This is a genomic window from Variovorax sp. 770b2, from assembly GCF_900115685.1.
In the GTDB taxonomy this organism is placed as follows: Bacteria; Pseudomonadota; Gammaproteobacteria; order Burkholderiales; family Burkholderiaceae_C; genus Variovorax.
Genome location: NZ_FOXJ01000012.1, coordinates 30,099 through 48,349 on the forward strand (window position 1 = coordinate 30,099; position 18,251 = coordinate 48,349).

An 18,251-nucleotide genomic window follows, 5' to 3' on the forward strand; every position below is an offset into this window, starting at 1 on the left:
GTGCTGGCGGCGCTGCGCGCGTTCCAGAACGCGAGCGAGTCAGGCGAAAGCGATTTGACGAAGGCAGAGATTGCATTGGCCAAGCGTTGGGCAAAGGCCTATGACGCGGCCAGGACGTCAGGTTTTCGTGATCTCGGAGATGCGGACGAAGCGTTCTTCGACGTGCGGTCGGTTTGAGCGGTGCACGGTTCCTCCAAGCGATCGCTCCATTGGGCGGCGTGGCGTCTGCCAGGTGAGTTCTTCCTGGGCTCTCCTGCGTCCGGCATGCGCGGGCCACATTGAGTCCTGTGTACGGATCATTGAGCGCAGGACGCAGTCGGGCTGGCTGCGTTGAGGATCCGAGTTGCATCAAATAAGACGACCGGTATCGTTTCACAGAACTCCCGCATGGACTTCATTTCGGCTTCACCTTGGTCACAGACACTGCCTCTCGACAGTGGTTTGGCGCTGGTAGAGGCCAGGGAGAAAAAAGCCGCTCAGGGAAACTGCCTCGATGCTGGCCACTGTCGCTTCTCATACCCGAATTGCCGGCAAAATACCGGCCCGGCAACAGAGCGGCACAATACGGTTATGCCAAACATAGCCTCTATCCTTAAAGCCGAGATCTCCCGCGTTGCTCGCAAAGAAGTGCGTGCCGAGATAGAAACGCTCAAAAAAGCATCCGTGGCGCATCGTGCGTCCATTGCCGAGTTGCGTCGCCAAGTTGGTGCGCTCGAGAAGGAATTGCGTCGTGTCGCAAAGGGAACGACGCGGGCCGCTCCAGCAGCTGATTCGGACAATGAAACCGAAGCGGGCACGAAGCGCCGATTCAGCGCGACCAGGCTGGCGGCACACCGTGCAAAGCTTGGGCTGTCTGCTGCGATTTACGGACAGCTGGTCGGCGTGTCCGGTCAGACGATCTATCACTGGGAGCAAGGCAAGGCACGTCCACGGGCGGTGCAACTAGAAAGCCTCGCGGCAGTGCGAGAGCTCGGTGCACGCGAAGTTGCGGAGCGCCTCAGCGCGTGATCATGTAGTGCAACGTGGCACGCGGTTGCTTATCGGAAGCGGGATTTCCCGCGTTCTTCGGCAATGTGCTGCAACGCAGCTTCGAGCATCGGCCAGTTGGCGAAAAAGTAGACCCTGTCCGCCTCGTCCCACTTGCCGCCGAACTCTTCGAGGACCTTCGCGAATCCCGAAAGGCTGCCGAGCAAGGCCGCCTTCGTGCGATCGCCGGGCTCAACGAGCTCACCGACGACGCAGCCGAGTTTGGCGGCCAGGGTTTGGGCGCGTTCGGTGCCGTGAGGAGGGGGGAGAAACATTCCTTAGATTTTCGCTCAGAGCGCAGGCAGAGGTCATTGCCGCGTCTTGGTGGCTTGTTATGCCTCCTTGACGCTTCACATGTCTGCCGCTTCTGCAAAATGTCAGTCGACGTAGTAAGTCTCTGGGAGGTTGAGGAACCTGGATTTATGTTACTCGAGTGGAAAGATGGCGCGTTGCGTTGCTGAGGTCAACCGCTGCCCTTGCCTGCGTCAGCGGAAGCGCGAGCCACGTTGATGTTCGCTGTGTTCCAAAACGAATATGGGCACGTTGCGGCCCGCGCGAGGCTACGCTCGATTGCGCCGGGCAGGAAGTGTGGTGGCCTGTTGCAACGAGGCCTGCACCAAGTCACCTGGGGTATATCCAAAGGTTCTCCGAAACCAGCGCGTGAAGTGTGCCTGGTCGGCAAACCCGCAATCGGCCGCCACCGCAGCGACCGACTCACCCCTCCAACTTCGAGTTCGCAGCCTACGACGAGGCGATGCCGGCCTGGCGTTTCATCGATCTCACATCGCATGTCGAATATCTGAGCGGTGTGATCGACAGGACCATTCGCAAGGAGATGCACAGCCAGGCCGCGTTCTTTCGCGCACACGACCAGGCGCGACAGGCATTGAAGGAGGTCATCGAAGGTCCCGACGCGCACCCGGACACAATAATCCGTTCGGTTCGCGAGAACGAAGGGCGACTGGGCAACAAGTTGCGTGGACAGTTCCCCCAGCTTGAGGTGCCGGGTGTCTGGGAGCAGGTCTCGCGCGTCGTCGACGAGGCCTTCGTGGTTTCAGGCTAATCGTCCCGTACTCTCCAGCCAGGCCGACGGACATCGTCGCGCGGGTCCTCGCGCAGCAAATTGGAGACAAGCTAGGTCAACCGATCGTCATCGAGAACCGTCCCGGAGCGTCGGGCTCCATCGGCTCTCAGGCTTGATTCCACACGTCATGATGGCCCGCCCCGACTTGGAGGCGAGCACCGAGCCGGAGGTCGCAGCGTTGGCTCGGAAGCGCCGGTTGACCTACGTTTCCTGGGACACAGGAAGTGCGGGGCATCTTGCTACTGTGATGTTCATGAAGACCACCGGACTGCCTGCCGAGAGCGGGCTGCACGTCCCCTATCCAGGCGCTACGCTCGCCGCACAGGCGGTGCTTGCGAGCCAGGGGGATTTGATCTTTGCGTCCGTGCCCATGGTCGTTGCCCAAGGTGGACGGCTCAAGTCGATTGCGCTCATTCATCCCAAGCGGGTCGAGGCCGTCCCAAACATTCCCACGCTCCCCGAGCAAGGCGTCAAGGTGAACATGGAATGGCAGTTCTGGATGGGCATGCTAGCGCCGCCCAGCACCCCGGATGCCGTCGTGGACGTCTTGCAAGCCAGTCCATCGAGGCGATGGGGTCCCAGGAAGTGAAGACCCGGCTCGCGGGCCTGGGCGTGGTTCCTGAATCGGTGATGTCGCCCAAGGCGCACGCGAAATACTACGCGAATGAGATCACTGCGTGGGCAAGATCATTCATGAAACCGGGGTCAGCCTCGACTGAGAAGCGGTAGGAAGGATTTAGATTGCGCGCTATTTGTCGACGAAGGATTGCGCGCGTCAGAGCCAACGTGCTCAAGTCGAGGTCTTGAGCTGATTGACAGGCTTCATTGGCGCCGTCCGTCGCTTCTTGCCCCGAGCGCTTTCGCTGGCTGAGGGAGCGTGCTCGCTAGGGCTCGAGCCTTGGCTCGGGCGAGCAGCCTGCTTGGCGCGCGGTTCGCGCGCGCGAACAAGTAAGCCGTTGTGCATGAGATCGTAAGCCTCTGCCATCGCTTCCTCGAAAGTCAGACCAGCCTCGGCCAGAAACTCTGCTCGGCGCAGTCGCATCGCCGCCCCAAGGCCGATCTCAGTGGCCACCATGGCATTGTGTGCGTTGTAGTAGCCTTTCTCGATTCCTGCCTCGAGGATTGCCCTTCCGCCTTCCGCCCTCTTGCGCTGATAGGCATCGAACAGTTCGCTGCCTTCTTCAGTAGCTTCGAGATCGCGCAGAAACGCGGTGCTGAGTTTGACCGCTGTTTCCACGCCGGCCATCGCATGCGCGACGATGACGCGCGCCGGATCATCTTCCGCTGCTGCGGCGCGCTCGCCGCGGGTCAACCCTTCTTCGAAATGGCGTCGTGCCACGGCGAAAAGTAGCCCTTGCTTGCTCTCTGCGATGTCGTAAAGGCGCCGTCTGGAACATTGAAGGCGCGACGCGATCTCCCCGACACCAAGTTGGGCAATGCCCTCTTCCAGAAGCAGGTCGCTCAGTTCCTGCATGAACTCGCCGTCGGTGCGTCTTCTAGCCATGTTTTCCGATGGGTGCTGGGCCCTAACCAATTCGGGGCGACGGTGCCGCGCTTGCGACGCATCTAAGCAGGCGATCTCACCCACCGCTGCGTCGCACGCGCCCTGTCATCAAGATGATAGTTGGTCTCCCGTTTGAAGCTCATTGCGGTACCATAATGATTGACTTGGTACCTAAACAGCGATCTAATTGATCGAGGCGTTCGACACCGAATGAGGTCGTCGGCAGACATCGATGGAGACAGCATTGGACGGCCCGGTGGGCGAAGAAGGCGCCGTTTACAAGTGGCAGTGCGTGTCGCAGACGACGCGCACTGGCATGGCTGTCTCTCTGCTTTTGGCTTCATCTGCAGAGCGAGTTCAAACATGGAAAACACGTACATCGTCGGCGCCGGCATGACGCCCTTTGGCAAACTGCTGAGTCTGAGCGTCAAGGATCTGACCCACCAAGCAGTAGAGGGTGCGCTCAGCGACGCGGGCATCGGAAAGGAAGCGGTCGAAGGCGCGTTTTTCGGGAACGTGACGCAGGGCCACATGGAGGGCCAGCAGATGATCCGCGGGCAAATTGCCTTGCGCGCAATGGGCATCGAACGCATCCCGGTCGTGAATATTGAGAACGCTTGCGCGACCAGCAGCACCGCCTTGAATCTCGCTGCTGCCTTCGTGCAGTCCGGTCAAGGCGACGTGGCACTCGCTATCGGCGTCGAGAAGATGTACTCGAAGGATCGCGCACGGATGCTCTCCGTCTTTGACAGCGGTTGGGACATCTCCGAGGTGGAGGAAAGCAAGAAGCGCCTGCTCCAGTTCGACCAAGGGATGGAGATTCCCGAAGGCAGTACGTCTTCGCAACCCTACAGCGTCTTCCTGGACATCTACGGTGCCAGCGCACGCGAGCACATGAAGCGGTATGGGACCACACAGCGTCAGGTTGCGGCGGTCGCAGCCAAAAACCACGTGCACTCCCAGCACAACGAGCGCGCACAGTACAGAGAAGCTATGACGATCGAGCAAGTGCTCGGTGCTCCACCCATCACATATCCGTTGACGATGCCGATGTGTTCGCCGATTTCTGACGGCGCTGCGGCGGTCGTGGTGTGCAACGAAGCTGGCTTGAAGAAGCTTGGCATCAACCGCAGCAGAGCGATCCGGATCCTTGCCTCGATTATCCAGACCGGTTCGGATCGTGACCACAGCGACCGCGCCGGCGCATGCACAACGCTTGCCGCTAGGCGGGCCTACGAGCGCGCAGGCATCGCGCCGTCGGATGTTTCAGTCGCGGAAGTGCACGACGCCACGGCTTTCGGTGAAATTGTGCAGACGGAGAACTTGGGCTTCTGTGCCTTTGGCGATGGAGGGCGAATCGCCGAGCATGGTGACACGGCCATCGGTGGCCGCATCCCAGTGAATCCCTCAGGCGGCCTTGAGTCCAAGGGGCATCCGATCGGTGCGACCGGCCTTGGTCAGGTCTTCGAACTGGTGGCTCAATTGCGTGGTGAAGCGGGCAAACGGCAGGTCGAGGGCGCGCGTATTGCGCTCTCCGAGAACGGCGGCGGTCTGATTGGCCTTGAGGAGGCCGTGGCCTGCGTCACGATCCTCGGCCGCTGAGCGGCGCGGGACTGAGCAGGTTGCACGAGGGCACACACACGCTATCGGTGCCCGCGGGGCGTCGCAACTCCACCACTTTAGGGAAACATGACCATCGAGCTTCCGCATCTCGCCCGACTGATCTGCGACCGGGCCGCCTCGACAGACGGGGCACCGCTTATTACTTTTGTCTCGTTGCTTGCCGACGGGGACTACGCGACGACGACTCGCAGCTACAAGAGCCTTTGGTCGAATGGGCAGCGCCTTGCGCGCGCCATGGCGGTGCAGGGGATGAAGTCTGGCGATCGATTCGCACTTTTGATGCAAAACCAGGCCGAGTTCGTCGATGCAATGGTCGCTTCCGCCATTCTCGGTACGGTGCTTGTCCCGATCGATCCGCGCACGAAGGGCAACAAGCTTCAATACATGCTCGACTCAGTGGCCTGCAAGGGCGCCATCGTCGGCGCGTACGTGCTGGGCACTTTTGAAGAAATCCGTCCCCAGCTCAAGTCATTGGAGTGGACCTGGGTTGTCGGGCAAGTTGCGACTCGCCCCAGTTTGGCTGGGGCCAACGCTCGCTGGCTGGACGAATGCCTAACTGCGCAAGGCGAGGAAATTGCGATCGCGAACGAGGACGTCGATGTCACGATGCAGCTCGTCTTCACTTCGGGAACGACCGGCGATCCAAAAGCGATCGTCGGGTCGTACAGAAAGTACGCATCCATCGGACAACTGGCCCCCGCAATGGGCATCAGGAGCGTCTCTGATCGCATGTACACCGGCCTGTCACTGACTCATTCGAACGCGCAAGCCATCACCCTGAGCGGCACGCTGCACAACGGCATCCCGACGGTCATATCTCAAACCTTCAGCAAGAGCCGGCTGTGGTCCATCGTCCGAGACTTCGGATGTACCACGTTGAATCTGCTGGGTGGCATGTTCAACGCCATCTATAGCGAAATGCCATCCGTGCGAGATGCTGATAACCCCATTCGGATCGTTATCGGCTCCGGCGTCGGCAAGACCTTGTGGGGGCCCTTCGAAGAGCGGTTCGGCCTGAAGATCCTTGAGATTTACGGAACTGCCGAAGGCGGTTGCATCATCAAGCCTCCAGGCGTGGGACCGATAGGCAGCATTGGCAAAGCTATTCCCGGTCTCATCGCCCATATCTTTGATGAGGACGACAAAGAGTGCCCTCCAAATGAACCGGGAGAGATTGTCTTCGAGACGGCGGATGGAGATAGTCTCTCCGTGACGTATCTGGGCAACGAAAAAGCGTCGGAGGAAAAGACCCGTGGAGGACTTCTGCGCTCCGGTGACATTGGCTACCGCGACGAAGAGGGCTGGTACTTCTTCATGCACCGCAAAGGTGGCGAACTTCGCCGTAACGGCGAATTCATAGCGCCAGGGTTCGTGGAAAAGGAAATCGCAGAGCACGCCGACGTCACCGACGTGTTCGTCTACGGAGTATTGAGCGCAAACAGCACACCAGGGGAAAAAGACCTCGTGGCGGCAATCGTGCCGCGACCCGGTTGTACCTGGCGAGCCGAAGAGATTTTTGATTGGTGTGCCTCGCGGCTCGAGCGCAATAGCATTCCAAGCTATCTGCAGGTCGTGGACGAGATCCCCAAAACAGCATCGGAGAAGCCGATTGAGCGGCTCCTCGCCCAATCCTTCGATGTGAGCGCGTCAAACGTGTTCCGACAGGTAGCAGCAATCTGATTCAGCGCGGCACGCGAGAGCGGCTGACCCCCGGTGCCCAAAATTATTCAAACAAGGTTTTTATATGAGCAAGTTATTAGGCACTGTCAGGCAGGTCGGTTACGTGGTGCACGACATCGAAAAGGCGATGCAGCACTGGATTAATATAGGTGTCGGACCCTGGTTTTATGTCGAGGACGTCAAGTCCACTGAATACACTTACTACGGCAATGCGTCTTCCATTCCGAAGCTCAGCATCGCGCTGGCCAACTCGGGTGATGTTCAGATCGAGTTGATTCAGCAGCGCAACGACGCTCCGTCGCTCTATAGGGATTCGCTCGAGCGAAACGGGGAATGCGCGCAGCACGTGGCCTACTGGACCGCTGATCATTTTCAGGCGATTTGCAAGCATTTCCTCGATCGGGGCTTCGTCGAAGGACACGCAGGGCGAATGGGAGCAAAGAGTGGCCCGTACGCGTACTTTGTTCACCCTGAACTGCGCAGCGCGATGTACGAGGTGTCGGAGATCTCGGGCATGAAGGCAATGTTCTTCGATCAGATTCGTGCTGCTGCGACAACCTGGGACGGGAAGGATCCAATCCGCAAGCTCTGAACGCAAAACGCCTCGGACGCCATGGCGGAATCCCGTCGCATCTCAGGAACCCGCTTCATGCAGGCAATCTACCTGCGCATCTTTTTTCCAGTATTAGCAGGACGGCATCAACAATGAGAAGACTCGAAAGCAAGGTGTGCCTGTTGATGGGCGGCGCAAGCTCCGTTGGGCCAGATCTTCCAAGCAATGGCGAGGCAGTCGCCCTTGCATTCGCTCGAGAGGGCGCGAAGCTCGGCGTGGTTGATGTTCGATTGGACGCAGCCAGGGCAACTGTTGGAAAGAATGGAGACGCTGGTGGCGAAGCAATCGTGATACAGGCTGATGCCAGTTGTCATGAGCAGGTTAGGGAGGCGAAGGCCACGACTTTGAGCCCGAGTGGCCCAAGCTGGTCATCCAGATGGTCGACCCCGCGACCAACAGCTTGCTGCTGCTATACGACGACGCGCAGAGCATCTACGACAAGCGGCGTGGCAAGCCCTTCAGCTTCAAGAGCGTTGGGGTGCAGGCCCAGGGCCGCACGACGATCCTTAAGATCAACTAGCGCAACACCCGGCAGATCATCTAGACGGCGAGTGCGATGGCGACCGAGCTTCTGCAGCCCCAGGAAAAAGACGACTACGGGGTTCCGCTCGTGCAGCCAATGAACTGCGGCCGGGAGGGGCGGGAGCCGATTGTGATCGACCTGCCGAGCACGCGGGCGCAGGCCGACTGGATCGCGGAACTCATGGCCAGCGCACACAACGAAGGGCACGCCTGGGGCGACATGGCGGTGCTATGCCGGAGTTGGGCGCTGATGGATGAATGCGCCAGAGCTTTGGAACGTCGTCGCTTGCCGCACAAGGTGCGCAAGGACGCGCACGACTTCGACCTCGCCGCGGACACCATCAAGGTGATGACTCTTCACGCAAGCAAGGGGCTGGAGCTTTCGGTGGTCGCGGTCATGGGGGCGAGCCAGACTGTGATGGGCTACAAGGTGGCCGCGAAGGAACACGATGCGCTGGAAGAGATGCGATTGTTCTATGTCAGTGCCACGCGCGCGGCGTCGCGGCTCATGATCGCCAACGTCATTCAGCAGTGACCAAGACCTACCTGCTGATCGATCTACAGAGCCGGCAACCCGCGCCGGAATACGTCTCGTCACGGATTGGGGAGAACGGCGAGGCCTGGATCTTCTACGGTGAACAGGAGATTGGTCTGCTCGCGAATACATGGAACTGGGCGACTGAGTTTCTCTCGTTGACATTTCCAAGCCCGGCAAGAGCTCGCTTGATTTCCACTTGGTGCTCTATTTAGGCCAACTGGTCGGCCGGCATGAGCGAGGGGCACGCTTTTTGATCGCCGCGGCCGATGGAGACTACGCCCCTGCGATCGTTCACGCTCGATCGAAGGGGCGACAGGTCGAGTGTGTGGAAGTCTTGAGGCCAGTGCCAATACAAGCTAATCGATGCCACTTCGACAGGCGCCTTCGTTGCAAACCCCGACTGCGTTGCGTCCTCTGGCGGCGAGGCAACTGAATCCACACCTCTTGGCCAGGTTCCGAGAAGTCGAAGTCGGTCGATCAGATTTTTGCCGAGATGCACAAAGACTTTGTTGAAGCAGGAAAGCCAAGGACTTTGAACGCTCTTGGAAAGAGAATCCAGTGGCTTTGGTCCCGAGCTAGTGCCTGAAAATGTTGCCGATGTGATGGCCGCATTGGTGACGATGGCGTGACCAAGATGCTGCGCACCACGTTCGCATTCAGGTTGAACAGCCTCGCGATTGCCGCGTAAGACGCACTAGGTCGCCGGCACGCCTGCAGGACCTCGGCCTCGAACTGTTCGCTGTGCTTGCGATGGGTCGCCCGCTTAACACTGCCAGACTTGCGCCTAGTTGGCTGCCTGGAATCATCGGAGCGGCCGCAGGGTGCTCGAGCGGCAGGCTTCGCGTGAGCCAGGTGCTACTCATCTTCTTGGGCCAACCCTGTAAAAGGCCACGCAGCAAGGAAATGTCCTGATCCACCCAGATGGCAGGGCAATACATGCAGCGACTTCCGTCCGGGCGTTCGATCTCGAGCACCACGATGGTTTCACGGTACTGCGCCAGTACCGGATCCAGCAATTCGTGGCCGTCGGTGGTGAGAACCTCAAAGCGCGCTTGGCTATCGGCGTGCTCGACTGGCTGGCTGCCCGGCAGGATCCAAGCGACGCCTTGTAAGAGCGAGCCGGTGGCCTCCGGGGACGAGAGGGGCCGTAGCGTGTCTTGTGTGTGTGTGGTGCGACCGTGGAAGGTGCTCGCAATCAGCCTGTCGGCAAACAGGGCGAGGCCGGCAATCATGCATGTGGGTGCCCAGAGCATTCGCACCCCGGAACTCATGTGCTTTCTTTTCACCAACGGCATCTCTCGCCTCAATGACGAGTTGACGGCGCTTCCGCGCATTGGCCCCTTTCAATGCGTTGCATCTGTTGCAAAGTAACCGCCGGCGTAGGGTATCGCCGTACTTTTGTATTAAGCCTAACCTTCTTCCTCGGTCAGAGAAAATGGAGAGAGAAGAATGTTTTCCCAACTACTGGACTCGCGGTCTGCCCAGGTCATTGAGCTCGGCCGGATACGGCAAGCCAATCCACGCGATCTGCGCACCGACTATCACGTCAGGCCTGCCGACCCAGCCAAATTCAGCATCGATCGCATCGGGCAGCTGAAGCATGACTTCCACGAGCATCCGCTGCTGCAGTTGTCGGCGCTTGCGGATTTGGCCAAATACCTCGCGCCTCGAAACCAGTGCCGCTTCGTACGGCCGGGTATCACGCAGGCGTCGAGCTTCGAGCATGACCCAAGGGATCCCCAGGGCAAGAGCATCGACGAGGTGTTCGAACGCATCCATGAGCCGAAGTCGTGGGTGGCGCTCTACAACATCGAGGCGCATCCGGTCTACGCTGCGTTGCTGGAACAGATCATCAACACCGTGCGGCCGAACATCGAGCGCGAGCAGCCGGGCATCTTCCTGGTCACCGGTTTCATCTTCTTGTCGGCGCCGCCCTCGGTCACGCCATTTCACATCGATCGTGAAAACAACTTCTGGCTGCAATTGCATGGCCGCAAAACCATGAGCGTGTGGGATCGCACCGATCGTTCGGTCGTGGGCGCCTCGGCCATCGAAGACTTCATCGTCGGCCAGACGCTCGAAGGGGTGCGCCTTAAAGACGAGCACCGCGAACGCAGTCATGACTTCGAAACGGCGCCGGGCGACGGCATCTACTTTCCGAGCACTTCGCCGCACATGACGCGGTCCGACCCGGACTGGGTCAAGTCTGATGACGGCGTCTCGGTTTCTCTCGGGGTCACGTTCTTCACGTCGGTCACCAGGCGCCACGCCCAAGTACACCACTTCAACAGGTTCCTGCGCAGGACACTGAAGCTCTCGCCAGCCGAACCTGGTAGCTCGGTCTTGCGGGACAGTTTGAAGGCGCCGCTGGGGCATGTGCTCGGCGCTACACGCTACAAGCTCTTCCGCAAGTCGGAGCCGCCCGGCTCCTACTGATCCAAGAAGGCAACGGAGCCGCTTCCCGCAGCCGGCTCGCGAATATCGGCCGAGTAGGCGTGTTCTTGTGCGTGCAGCAAACGCCACTATCCGACCAGGGGCGCGGACACGCGGTCGAGCTCCTCCATTGCATCCGTGGGCAACTCCAGCATCTGGGCAGCCAGGTTCTCACACAGATGCCCGACCGACGAGGTCCCCGGGATGAGCAGGATGTTGGATGATCTGCGCAGGGCCAGGCCAGCGCCACCTGCATTGGGGTAGTGCCAAGGCGCTGGGCGATGTCGGACAGTGCGGAGGACTGAAGCGGAGTGAATCCGCCGAGCGGGAAGAATGGAACATACGCAATTCCATCTTTCGCCAGATCGTCGATCAGCGCGTCGTCGTTGCGATGCACGAGGTTGTACTGGTTCTGCACGCAGGCAATGCGGCAGATCTCGCGTCCCTGCGCGACCTGTGCAGACGTGACGTTGCTAAGCCCAATGTGGCGCACCAGGCCCTGGCGTTGAAGATCGGCCAGCGCGGTGAGCAGTGCTTCGATCGATCCCTCGGCTGGACCGTGCGCGTCGAACATGATCCGCAGGTTCACCACCTCCAACACATTCAGTCCAAGGTTGCGCAGGTTGTCGTGCACCGCCTGCGTGAGCTCGGCGGCAGAGAACGCCGGCAGCCAGCCGCCAGTGTCGGAGCGCTTCGCCCCGATCTTGGTGACGATGACGAGGTCCTTTGCATAGGGCGCGAGTGCCTCGCGGATGATCTGGTTGGTGATGTGCGGGCCGTAGAAGTCGCTGGTGTCGATGTGATTTACCCCGCCGGCGAGTGCCTCGCGCAACACGGCCACTGCCGCATTCCGGTCCCTGGGCGGGCCGAGCACGCCGGGGCCGGCGAGCTGCATGGCGCCGTAGCCGAGCCGTTGGCGGCGCGGTCGCCGAGGGTGAATGTGCTGTCGATCTGGTTGCCGGGCATGATGCTTTTCCTCGTGTGCTGTAGAGATGAAAGGGTGGGTGAAGGCATCACAGCACGTCGTTGCTCGCATGACGGCGTCGCACGTTTCTACACAGCCTCGGCCCGAAGCGGAAGTAGCATGTTCTCCAAAGCTGCCGTTGAATTCAGCTTAGGTAGCCACCGCCAAGAACACCCAGCATCGTTGAAACCTGACAACCTCAACGCCTCTCAAAGTCGTAATCAAAGACAAGACCATGGGTGCCCCCATCTGGATCAACAACAACAAGGACCTTTGGATCAGCAATGGGATGAAAGACGCCTTTTGCAGAGTGCTTACGACGGTCGCTACTCTTGAAGGCCACGATGTCATGGCCGTCTATACAGATGCACCGGGCGTGGCAGGCACCTACGGAGTCTCCGGTTTGGGTATTGATCTCGACGAGTTCAATGCCTATCTCGGTGGATCGGAGGGCGTACGACGCCACCTTGATGTCTGTCGCGCACGATTGCCAGAAGTCGCCGAGTCCTGCGGCCTGACGCCGACGCACGCCGGGTACATGTTGAATTTGTTCGCGTGGGCAGCGCACATCATGGATGGACACCCGCTCCCCACGAGCTGTAACTACTACCAGGATTGGCCATCCGGCATCGGGGGCTGACGCTAAAACACCGCTCGCAGCCGTCGATTACCGTAGATGAGCCGAGCCCCACAGACGGCCGCTTCTGGGCCGCATTCTGCCGCGCCGGTTCAGGCCTCAACGGGTTCGAAGTAGACGGCCGACCTGGTCTGCAGCGGTCATTGGAAAGATTTCCCAGGAAGCGTGTTGGCCGTCGATGCCGAGTTGACGCTTGCAGATGGTGCGGCCTTCGGCAAGGTCCAGAGCTACTTCCAGCGTCCAGTCGTTGGACGCGTCGTCTTCTTTCGCCATGCGGACGGTGGCGAAGCCATCTGTGGTGCCTTTGGCGATGGTGGTCACATGGCCGTCGATCTGCCGCTGTCCCAATCGCAAGGTTACCGGACCGTCAAGCCAGAAATCCTCGGGCACGGCATTGGCGAAGGGCCAGGGGGCGTACAGACCCGAAGAAACGATCGAGATCACCTCGACCGTGCCATGCGCTCCTTGCATCGACAAGCTGGAGACGCTCGACATGTGGCGATCGCCGGAAAGCAGGATGACCTGACGTGTGGGCGCATCGCGCAGCAGCTCGAGGAGGTCGAACTGCGACCGCGGATATCCGTTCCAGTCGTCGAGCTCCACGCATTCGGCCGTGGCGCCGAACACGGCACGTCGCTGAAGCGGCAGCATGGCCACCGAGGAGACGATGAATAAGGGCTGGTCGCCTGGCACATTGGCCAGCAGGGTCTTCAATTCCACGGCGTCGAATGCCTTGTTGATGAGTGCCTCGGCGACGGGCTTGGCCTTTGCACTGGCACGCAACGTCCTCGGCTGCCGAAGGCTTCGGGTGTCCAGCATGAGGAATGGAAAGCCGCCCGCGGCCAGGCCGTAACTCAGTGACCCGTTCGCGAGGCCCGCGCCTTGCCATGTGTGCTGGTTGCTGCGGTATGCGTGAAGAGCTTCCCGCTCCAGGTCCGTCGTCGTCGGGCGAGGCTCCCAACCGTCCTCGACCTCGTGATCGTCCAGCATGGGATAGGTCGGGAGCCGGCGGGTCAGGGCGCGCCAGGCCTGGAGCCCGAAGCCTTGCACGTACGCCCGGTTCACATCATCCACGCCGGCTTGGTAGAGCCCGGCTCGCTCGTCGACATAGACCTGGTCGCCCACGAGCAGGAGCAGTTGCGGGCGTCGGTCCGGGGCTGCCGCATCGATGTGATCGACCAGGCGTTTGCACGACGCCTGCGCTGGGTCGCTGTCCAGCAGGCCCGGCGGATACTGGCAACTGGCGATCGCGAAATTCAGCACCATGGCCTGATCGAAAGGCAACATGGCCGCGCCGATCCATGCCGGGTCGAGCCGTACTACGGCGGCGTCGATGTTCCTGGCGTCGAGGCTGCCTTGCACCGGGTCCGGCCGTACGGTCAGGCGTTCCCGGACCCTCCGCTCGATCTCGGGGTCGTCGGGTCCCATGGCGGGCAGGTCGAAGAGGCCGTCGACGATCTTCCACATCGCAACATCGATGCTTCGTTGGTCCGGCAAGTCGTTGTGCAGCGTCACGACAGCGAAACCGTCGTAGTCGGCCAGCCGGTCAGGCCGCAGCAGGACCTGCAGCGCTTCGGCGCGGAGTTTGTCGTTCGTCGTGCTCTCGCCCACCATCTTGTCGAAGCTGAAGGTCCAGCCGCTCGCGCCCCGCTTGGCCGGCACGTAGAAGACGGCCAGCGAGTTCGCGCGCGCTGGCGGCGGTGCGATGGCGATCCGGCAACGCAGCCGTGCGGCCGCACCGGTGCCCTTGCGGTCCGCGCGGCCCAGTACCGGTCCTCGCCATGGCCATTCGGCGCGGTACTCGGGCGGCTCGTCCTGCGTGACGGGCGCGGCGAGGTTCTTGAACTCGTCGAGGAAGCGGACGATGCCAGGGAAGATGTCGCGACCTGCGTTCTCGCCGATGAGGCAGTCCTGGTGTCCGTATTCGGCCAGCACCATCAGCTGCTGGCGGCGGCTGGTACTGAATCGCAGCAGATCGCCAGGCGTCGTCGGCGGTGGCTCGCGCCAGTCCTTCTTCTTGGAGAAGACTCCGCGCAGCAGGACGAAGCTGTCCCAGGCACCTTTCCAGTCGAAGACGGCGTTCTGCCTTCCATGTACGAGCAGCACCGGGAATGCGAACTGCCTGGCCAGGGACTCTTGCGTGACCACCGTGTTCATGCCCTCGGCGTCGGTGAGCAGCTGCTCGCGGGCGAAGTGACTCACCTGCGCGAGTCCCTTGGCCGTGACCCATCCGTAGATGTCTGCCAGTGATCGCAGCGTCTTGGGTCCGATGTTCTTCAGGCGCATCGTCTGGCCGAAGATGCCGTCGGCGCGGTGGCGCACGGCAGCGAATTCCGATGCATCGACGGTGGGGTTCGCGTGCGCGTCGCCATCGCCATCGGGGTACGGAAAAGTCGTCAGCGCGGCGTCGACCAGGAAGGTTGCGGGCGAGCGCTCCGCGGCCACGTCGAACTGCTCGACGCCGATGAACTGCTGCAGGTAGCTGGCCAGGTAGCCGCGGAACCGGTTCATCGGGCTTGCGCGCAGCAGGGGTCCTACCTGCGACAGAACCACGGCGCCGATCGATTCGTGCAGCGTCCGGTTGCGAAGGCTCTCGACGCAGAACATGGCGGATCCGATGCAATGCGCCACGACATCGACGCGGGCGTCTTTCGAATCCCGCCTGACTTGCGCGATGGCCGCGGGAATGTCCAGTTTCGCGACTTCCTCGAAGGACCAGTACTTGCGCTGCTCCAGGCCGATGCTCGTGCGCAGGTCCAGCACCCACACGTGCCGGCGCGCCTCCAGCAGCGTCTGCACCAGATTGCGAGGGATGCTCGGATGGGCGAACGTCGAGCCGCTCGCGCCGTACCCGTGGATCAGGAGCACGGGCCTGAGGGCGGCATCGGGCGATTCCGGCATTTCGGGTGTGTAGTGCGCCAGCTGGCAGTGAGCCGGAGGTTCGCTGCCGGCCGGGGCCGGGGCCGGGTTGGGGACGTCGTGCACGTCGCTCACATCGGGGATGACCGCGCCGACCTTTCCGGGTTTGCGCCCGTCCGATTTGGGCTGGTCGGGCAGCGGCGGAGGGAGGAAGTTCACCAGATGGATCCGGAGGATCACGCGCAGCAGCCAGAGGGCGAGTTCGGCGAGGTCGCCCAGGGCATTGGGTGCATCCTGTTGCTTTGAGATGGTGAGCAACGGCTTCATCTGCTCGACGAAGTAGTCGAGGTCCACATGCAGGCGTCCCAGGTGCTCCATGTGCCCCAGGGGGCCACGACTGTGCAGATGAAGCTCGCCCTCGCTGAGCTGGCGCCATGGATTGCCGCGGTCGCCGGCGATGAGTTCAAGGCGCTTGGTCAACTCGAGCGTCTGGCCTGGTTGGAGCGGTGCCTGCGGCGATGCCGCGACGACCGTCCAGGTGTAGCGGAGCAACCTGACTTCCCCGAAATGCGAAGCGAGCCGCCGCAGTAGTGTGCGGGTGCAGATCGTTTCGTTCAGGTCGAAATCGAGAGCGGCCTTGACCTTGTCACGGACCAGATCCTTCACGCGCCGCACGCGCTGTCTCGGTAGCGATGCCTCGCGCGGCAGCAGCGACACGGTTCCTTCGCATCGCACCGTCGTGGACTTGCCGTCTGCCGTCGTGAGCCGAAGCTCGACCGAGGGCTGGACGAGGCGTCTTCGAAGATGCCGCAGGTCTGGGATGTCTGCGGGCGCGAAGGCCACGTCCGCCTCCAATGCGAAGGGGGTCTTGTCGATCACGATGTCGCCGCACAGGCGCTCGACAATGGTCACGCTGGTCGGTTTGGGAGGGGACGCCTGCGACCTGTCCCGACGCACAGGCCGTGGCACGGGCTGCGGGGTGGGGCTGCCGCGCATGCGCAGCTTCCAGCTCTTGGCGAGGACCGGCAAGGCACGCTCTGCAAGCGCTGCGATCGTCAATGCGGGATTGATGCCCAATGAGGTCGGAACGATCGAGCCGTCCAGCACGGCCAAGCCGTCCAGGTAGGTCGATGCGCTGCCGGTCTCCGCATATACCCGGCCGTGTGAATCGACAACACCGTCGCCTCCGGGCTCGCTCATTGGGCAGCCTCCCAGCGGATGCACCGTTGTCGCCCCGAGTCTCAGATCGCCCAGTTCCCCAAGCTCTGGCAGCGGCTTCCACAGCGGGTTGGGCAGGACTCTGCCGCCCAGGCCTCCCAATCCCCGATGCGCCTCCCGCAAGGCAGCCATCTGCTGTTCGAACACGGCGGCCTGGGCGACGTTTCCCCAATCGATCCGCGTTCGGCCGTCGGTGAGCAGGTCGTCGTGCGCGGCCAGCGCGATCTTTCCTTGCGCGCCGTCGTCGCCCATCATCCCGTACACCGAGGTGTGGTCCAGCGCATGGCCGTTCACCGCCATTGGGTCGATGCCGCCCGCATGTTCGTCGTGGGTCGTTCCATCGAATTCCGGCAGCGAATGGAGGGCGTCCATCGTCGTGACGACCTCCCCGAAAAGTCGCCGCAGCGGCGCCGGTATGCCGAATTCCTCGATGACGATTGGCAGGCCGGTCGTCGCCTTGCGCAGCAGGCCGGTGATGGTGGGGCCGACGTCGCGATCTTTCGGGGGCTCGCTTTCCATCGCACTCGCGTGCGCGGGCTTGTTCTGGCGGTGCGCCACGGCGATGAGGTCGCCGTTGGTGGAAAAGCGTGTTCCCAGGCCGGCCGCGCGGATGGGTAGCGCGGCCGATTGCGAACGCAGCAGGAGTTCGGTGGACCCCAGGGCGCCCGCGGCAAGGATGACCTGGCGCGCACGCACGGTGTAGGGCCGGTCGCGGTCGGCGCGTGTCTTGGCCGTGTCGGTGAGGAAGAAGTCCACTGCGTAGCCGTCCGGCACCGTCATGAGCCGGTGCGCCGTTGCACCGCAGAAGAGGCGGGCTCCGTTGGCCTGTGCGAGGGCAAGGTAGTTGGTGTCCAGGGACTTCTTCGCGCGGTGATTGCAGCCTGTCACGCAATCCCCGCACCTCAGGCACGCATGCATGTCGACGCCCGCTGGCGTAGTGCGGCTTTCGAAGTCGATGGCCAGCCAGGCCTTGCGGCGCTCGTGGGCCACCATCTGGTGCCCGGCACGCAGCAGTGAATCGAGTTTCGGGACGCTGCCGGGCATCTGCTCGGGTGCCAGCATCGTCTTCGCGGCGCGGTACCCGTCCTCGAGCGCGCCGACCCGAAAATCCTTGGGCCAGTGCGGGTCCATGAAGGCGTCCGTCGAGGGCTCCTCCATGACGGCCGCGTTGATGAGCGAGCCGCCGCCGAGCCCGTTGCCGAGCACGACGTTGACGTTGCCCAGGCGCAGGTCGAAAAGGCCGGTGGGGCGGCCGCGGGCGGGGCTTCCATCCTGTTTGGAGAAGCGCACGTGGACCGGCATTTCGGCGAAGGTGCCCGGAAACTCTCCCGGAAGGTACTCGTTGCCGCGCTCCAGCACATAGACCCGGATCGCTTCGCCGCTGGCTTCGGAGGTGGCGCCCGCCAGCCGGGCGGCGGCGACTGCGCCCCCGTAGCCGCTGCCAATGATCAGGACGTCGCAGTGGAAGGCCGTGGGGTCCTGTTCGATTTCCTCGATGAGCACCTCGGCGCCGGAGGACAACCAACGATCGTGGGCTTGAACGGTCATCG

19 protein-coding genes and 1 pseudogene are annotated in these 18,251 nt (G+C 61.9%); 13 read left to right on the forward strand and 7 right to left on the reverse strand.

The window, feature by feature from the left end:
- Both BM133_RS33375 and BM133_RS33380 read left to right on the forward strand, forming a co-directional pair.
- A complete protein-coding gene (locus BM133_RS33375; RefSeq protein WP_256219439.1) occupies positions 1 to 177 on the forward strand; it encodes a hypothetical protein in 177 nt (58 codons plus the stop codon).
- Between the two features lie 393 nt (positions 178 to 570).
- The gene (locus BM133_RS33380) at positions 571 to 1,008 is read left to right on the forward strand and encodes a helix-turn-helix domain-containing protein (protein ID WP_093443695.1); all 438 of its coding nucleotides are present in this window, start codon (positions 571 to 573) and stop codon (positions 1,006 to 1,008) included.
- 29 nt (positions 1,009 to 1,037) lie between these two features.
- Here the strand turns inward: BM133_RS33380 and BM133_RS33385 are convergent, their stop codons facing one another.
- Positions 1,038 to 1,301 carry a hypothetical protein gene (locus BM133_RS33385; RefSeq protein ID WP_093443697.1) on the reverse strand — a complete coding sequence of 88 codons (264 nt, stop codon included), beginning with the start codon at positions 1,299 to 1,301 and terminating at the stop codon, positions 1,038 to 1,040.
- A gap of 285 nt (positions 1,302 to 1,586) precedes the next feature.
- Positions 1,587 to 1,766, reverse strand: a complete 180-nt coding sequence (locus tag BM133_RS33390) for a helix-turn-helix domain-containing protein (protein WP_093443699.1) — start codon at positions 1,764 to 1,766, stop codon at positions 1,587 to 1,589.
- 14 nt (positions 1,767 to 1,780) lie between these two features.
- Between BM133_RS33390 and BM133_RS33395 the strand changes: the two genes are divergently transcribed.
- The 3 genes from BM133_RS33395 to BM133_RS33405 are packed head-to-tail and all read left to right on the forward strand — an operon-like array spanning position 1,781 to position 2,699.
- On the forward strand, positions 1,781 to 2,089 hold the full coding sequence (locus BM133_RS33395; protein ID WP_093443701.1) for a hypothetical protein: 309 nt from the start codon (positions 1,781 to 1,783) through the stop codon (positions 2,087 to 2,089).
- A gap of 32 nt (positions 2,090 to 2,121) precedes the next feature.
- Positions 2,122 to 2,226: a tripartite tricarboxylate transporter substrate-binding protein gene (locus BM133_RS35850; protein ID WP_371286383.1), complete on the forward strand. Its 105-nt coding sequence runs from the start codon at positions 2,122 to 2,124 to the stop codon at positions 2,224 to 2,226.
- 14 nt (positions 2,227 to 2,240) lie between these two features.
- Entirely contained in the window at positions 2,241 to 2,699 is a 459-nt protein-coding gene (locus BM133_RS33405) for a Bug family tripartite tricarboxylate transporter substrate binding protein (RefSeq protein WP_177225030.1), read from the forward strand.
- A 201-nt stretch (positions 2,700 to 2,900) separates the two neighbouring features.
- Here BM133_RS33405 and BM133_RS33410 read toward each other — a convergent pair whose 3' ends face one another.
- Positions 2,901 to 3,614 carry a TetR/AcrR family transcriptional regulator gene (locus BM133_RS33410; protein ID WP_093443705.1) on the reverse strand — a complete coding sequence of 238 codons (714 nt, stop codon included), beginning with the start codon at positions 3,612 to 3,614 and terminating at the stop codon, positions 2,901 to 2,903.
- 363 nt (positions 3,615 to 3,977) lie between these two features.
- On the opposite strand from BM133_RS33410, the gene BM133_RS33415 reads away from it, so the two are divergent.
- The 3 genes from BM133_RS33415 to BM133_RS33425 all read left to right on the forward strand — a co-directional run bounded on the left by BM133_RS33415 (position 3,978) and on the right by BM133_RS33425 (position 7,509).
- Positions 3,978 to 5,216, forward strand: coding sequence for a thiolase family protein (locus BM133_RS33415; protein WP_093443707.1), 1,239 nt, complete (start codon positions 3,978 to 3,980; stop codon positions 5,214 to 5,216).
- A gap of 87 nt (positions 5,217 to 5,303) precedes the next feature.
- Complete coding sequence (locus BM133_RS33420) at positions 5,304 to 6,917, forward strand: AMP-binding protein (RefSeq protein WP_093443709.1); 1,614 nt, start codon at positions 5,304 to 5,306, stop codon at positions 6,915 to 6,917.
- 64 nt (positions 6,918 to 6,981) lie between these two features.
- A complete protein-coding gene (locus BM133_RS33425; RefSeq protein WP_093443711.1) occupies positions 6,982 to 7,509 on the forward strand; it encodes a VOC family protein in 528 nt (175 codons plus the stop codon).
- A gap of 107 nt (positions 7,510 to 7,616) precedes the next feature.
- Here BM133_RS33425 and BM133_RS35390 read toward each other — a convergent pair whose 3' ends face one another.
- Positions 7,617 to 7,844, reverse strand: a complete 228-nt coding sequence (locus tag BM133_RS35390) for a hypothetical protein (protein WP_143100290.1) — start codon at positions 7,842 to 7,844, stop codon at positions 7,617 to 7,619.
- Between the two features lie 242 nt (positions 7,845 to 8,086).
- Here BM133_RS35390 and BM133_RS33430 point away from each other — a divergent pair, with 242 nt between their 5' ends.
- From BM133_RS33430 to BM133_RS35855, 3 genes are read left to right on the forward strand one after another with little or no spacing between them, the layout of a single operon-like run.
- Positions 8,087 to 8,587, forward strand: coding sequence for a 3'-5' exonuclease (locus tag BM133_RS33430; protein WP_371286381.1), 501 nt, complete (start codon positions 8,087 to 8,089; stop codon positions 8,585 to 8,587).
- Positions 8,584 to 8,802 carry a hypothetical protein gene (locus tag BM133_RS35015; protein ID WP_143100291.1) on the forward strand — a complete coding sequence of 73 codons (219 nt, stop codon included), beginning with the start codon at positions 8,584 to 8,586 and terminating at the stop codon, positions 8,800 to 8,802. The genes BM133_RS33430 and BM133_RS35015 overlap by 4 nt, the downstream gene beginning before the upstream one ends.
- On the forward strand, positions 8,790 to 9,023 hold the full coding sequence (locus tag BM133_RS35855) for a hypothetical protein (RefSeq protein WP_371286384.1): 234 nt from the start codon (positions 8,790 to 8,792) through the stop codon (positions 9,021 to 9,023). The genes BM133_RS35015 and BM133_RS35855 overlap by 13 nt, the downstream gene beginning before the upstream one ends.
- Positions 9,024 to 9,246: 223 nt before the next feature.
- On the opposite strand, the gene BM133_RS35670 is transcribed toward BM133_RS35855, so the two are convergent.
- Positions 9,247 to 9,924 carry an acetoacetate decarboxylase family protein gene (locus BM133_RS35670; protein WP_371286382.1) on the reverse strand — a complete coding sequence of 226 codons (678 nt, stop codon included), beginning with the start codon at positions 9,922 to 9,924 and terminating at the stop codon, positions 9,247 to 9,249.
- A gap of 115 nt (positions 9,925 to 10,039) precedes the next feature.
- Between BM133_RS35670 and BM133_RS33445 the strand changes: the two genes are divergently transcribed.
- The gene (locus BM133_RS33445; protein WP_143100292.1) at positions 10,040 to 11,026 is read left to right on the forward strand and encodes a JmjC domain-containing protein; all 987 of its coding nucleotides are present in this window, start codon (positions 10,040 to 10,042) and stop codon (positions 11,024 to 11,026) included.
- Positions 11,027 to 11,112: 86 nt separating this feature from the next.
- Here the strand turns inward: BM133_RS33445 and BM133_RS33450 are convergent.
- Positions 11,113 to 11,963: pseudogene (locus tag BM133_RS33450) on the reverse strand (aldo/keto reductase family oxidoreductase).
- A gap of 259 nt (positions 11,964 to 12,222) precedes the next feature.
- Between BM133_RS33450 and BM133_RS33455 the strand changes: the two are divergent.
- Positions 12,223 to 12,627, forward strand: a complete 405-nt coding sequence (locus tag BM133_RS33455; protein WP_093443717.1) for a hypothetical protein — start codon at positions 12,223 to 12,225, stop codon at positions 12,625 to 12,627.
- A gap of 96 nt (positions 12,628 to 12,723) precedes the next feature.
- Here the strand turns inward: BM133_RS33455 and BM133_RS33460 are convergent, their stop codons facing one another.
- On the reverse strand, positions 12,724 to 18,249 hold the full coding sequence (locus BM133_RS33460) for an alpha/beta fold hydrolase (RefSeq protein ID WP_093443719.1): 5,526 nt from the start codon (positions 18,247 to 18,249) through the stop codon (positions 12,724 to 12,726).
- Between the last annotated feature and the right edge of the window lie 2 nt (positions 18,250 to 18,251).

Coding starts and splice junctions, on each gene's coding strand:
- BM133_RS33380 (WP_093443695.1), top strand. CDS start 571: ATGCCAAACATAGCCTCTATCCTTAAAGCCGAGATCTCCCGCGTTGCT.
- BM133_RS33385 (WP_093443697.1), bottom strand. CDS start 1,301: ATGTTTCTCCCCCCTCCTCACGGCACCGAACGCGCCCAAACCCTGGCC.
- BM133_RS33395 (WP_093443701.1), top strand. CDS start 1,781: ATGCCGGCCTGGCGTTTCATCGATCTCACATCGCATGTCGAATATCTG.
- BM133_RS33405 (WP_177225030.1), top strand. CDS start 2,241: ATGGCCCGCCCCGACTTGGAGGCGAGCACCGAGCCGGAGGTCGCAGCG.
- BM133_RS33410 (WP_093443705.1), bottom strand. CDS start 3,614: ATGGCTAGAAGACGCACCGACGGCGAGTTCATGCAGGAACTGAGCGAC.
- BM133_RS33415 (WP_093443707.1), top strand. CDS start 3,978: ATGGAAAACACGTACATCGTCGGCGCCGGCATGACGCCCTTTGGCAAA.
- BM133_RS33420 (WP_093443709.1), top strand. CDS start 5,304: ATGACCATCGAGCTTCCGCATCTCGCCCGACTGATCTGCGACCGGGCC.
- BM133_RS33425 (WP_093443711.1), top strand. CDS start 6,982: ATGAGCAAGTTATTAGGCACTGTCAGGCAGGTCGGTTACGTGGTGCAC.
- BM133_RS35390 (WP_143100290.1), bottom strand. CDS start 7,844: ATGACAACTGGCATCAGCCTGTATCACGATTGCTTCGCCACCAGCGTC.
- BM133_RS33430 (WP_371286381.1), top strand. CDS start 8,087: ATGGCGACCGAGCTTCTGCAGCCCCAGGAAAAAGACGACTACGGGGTT.
- BM133_RS35670 (WP_371286382.1), bottom strand. CDS start 9,924: ATGCGCGGAAGCGCCGTCAACTCGTCATTGAGGCGAGAGATGCCGTTG.
- BM133_RS33445 (WP_143100292.1), top strand. CDS start 10,040: ATGTTTTCCCAACTACTGGACTCGCGGTCTGCCCAGGTCATTGAGCTC.
- BM133_RS33455 (WP_093443717.1), top strand. CDS start 12,223: ATGGGTGCCCCCATCTGGATCAACAACAACAAGGACCTTTGGATCAGC.
- BM133_RS33460 (WP_093443719.1), bottom strand. CDS start 18,249: ATGACCGTTCAAGCCCACGATCGTTGGTTGTCCTCCGGCGCCGAGGTG.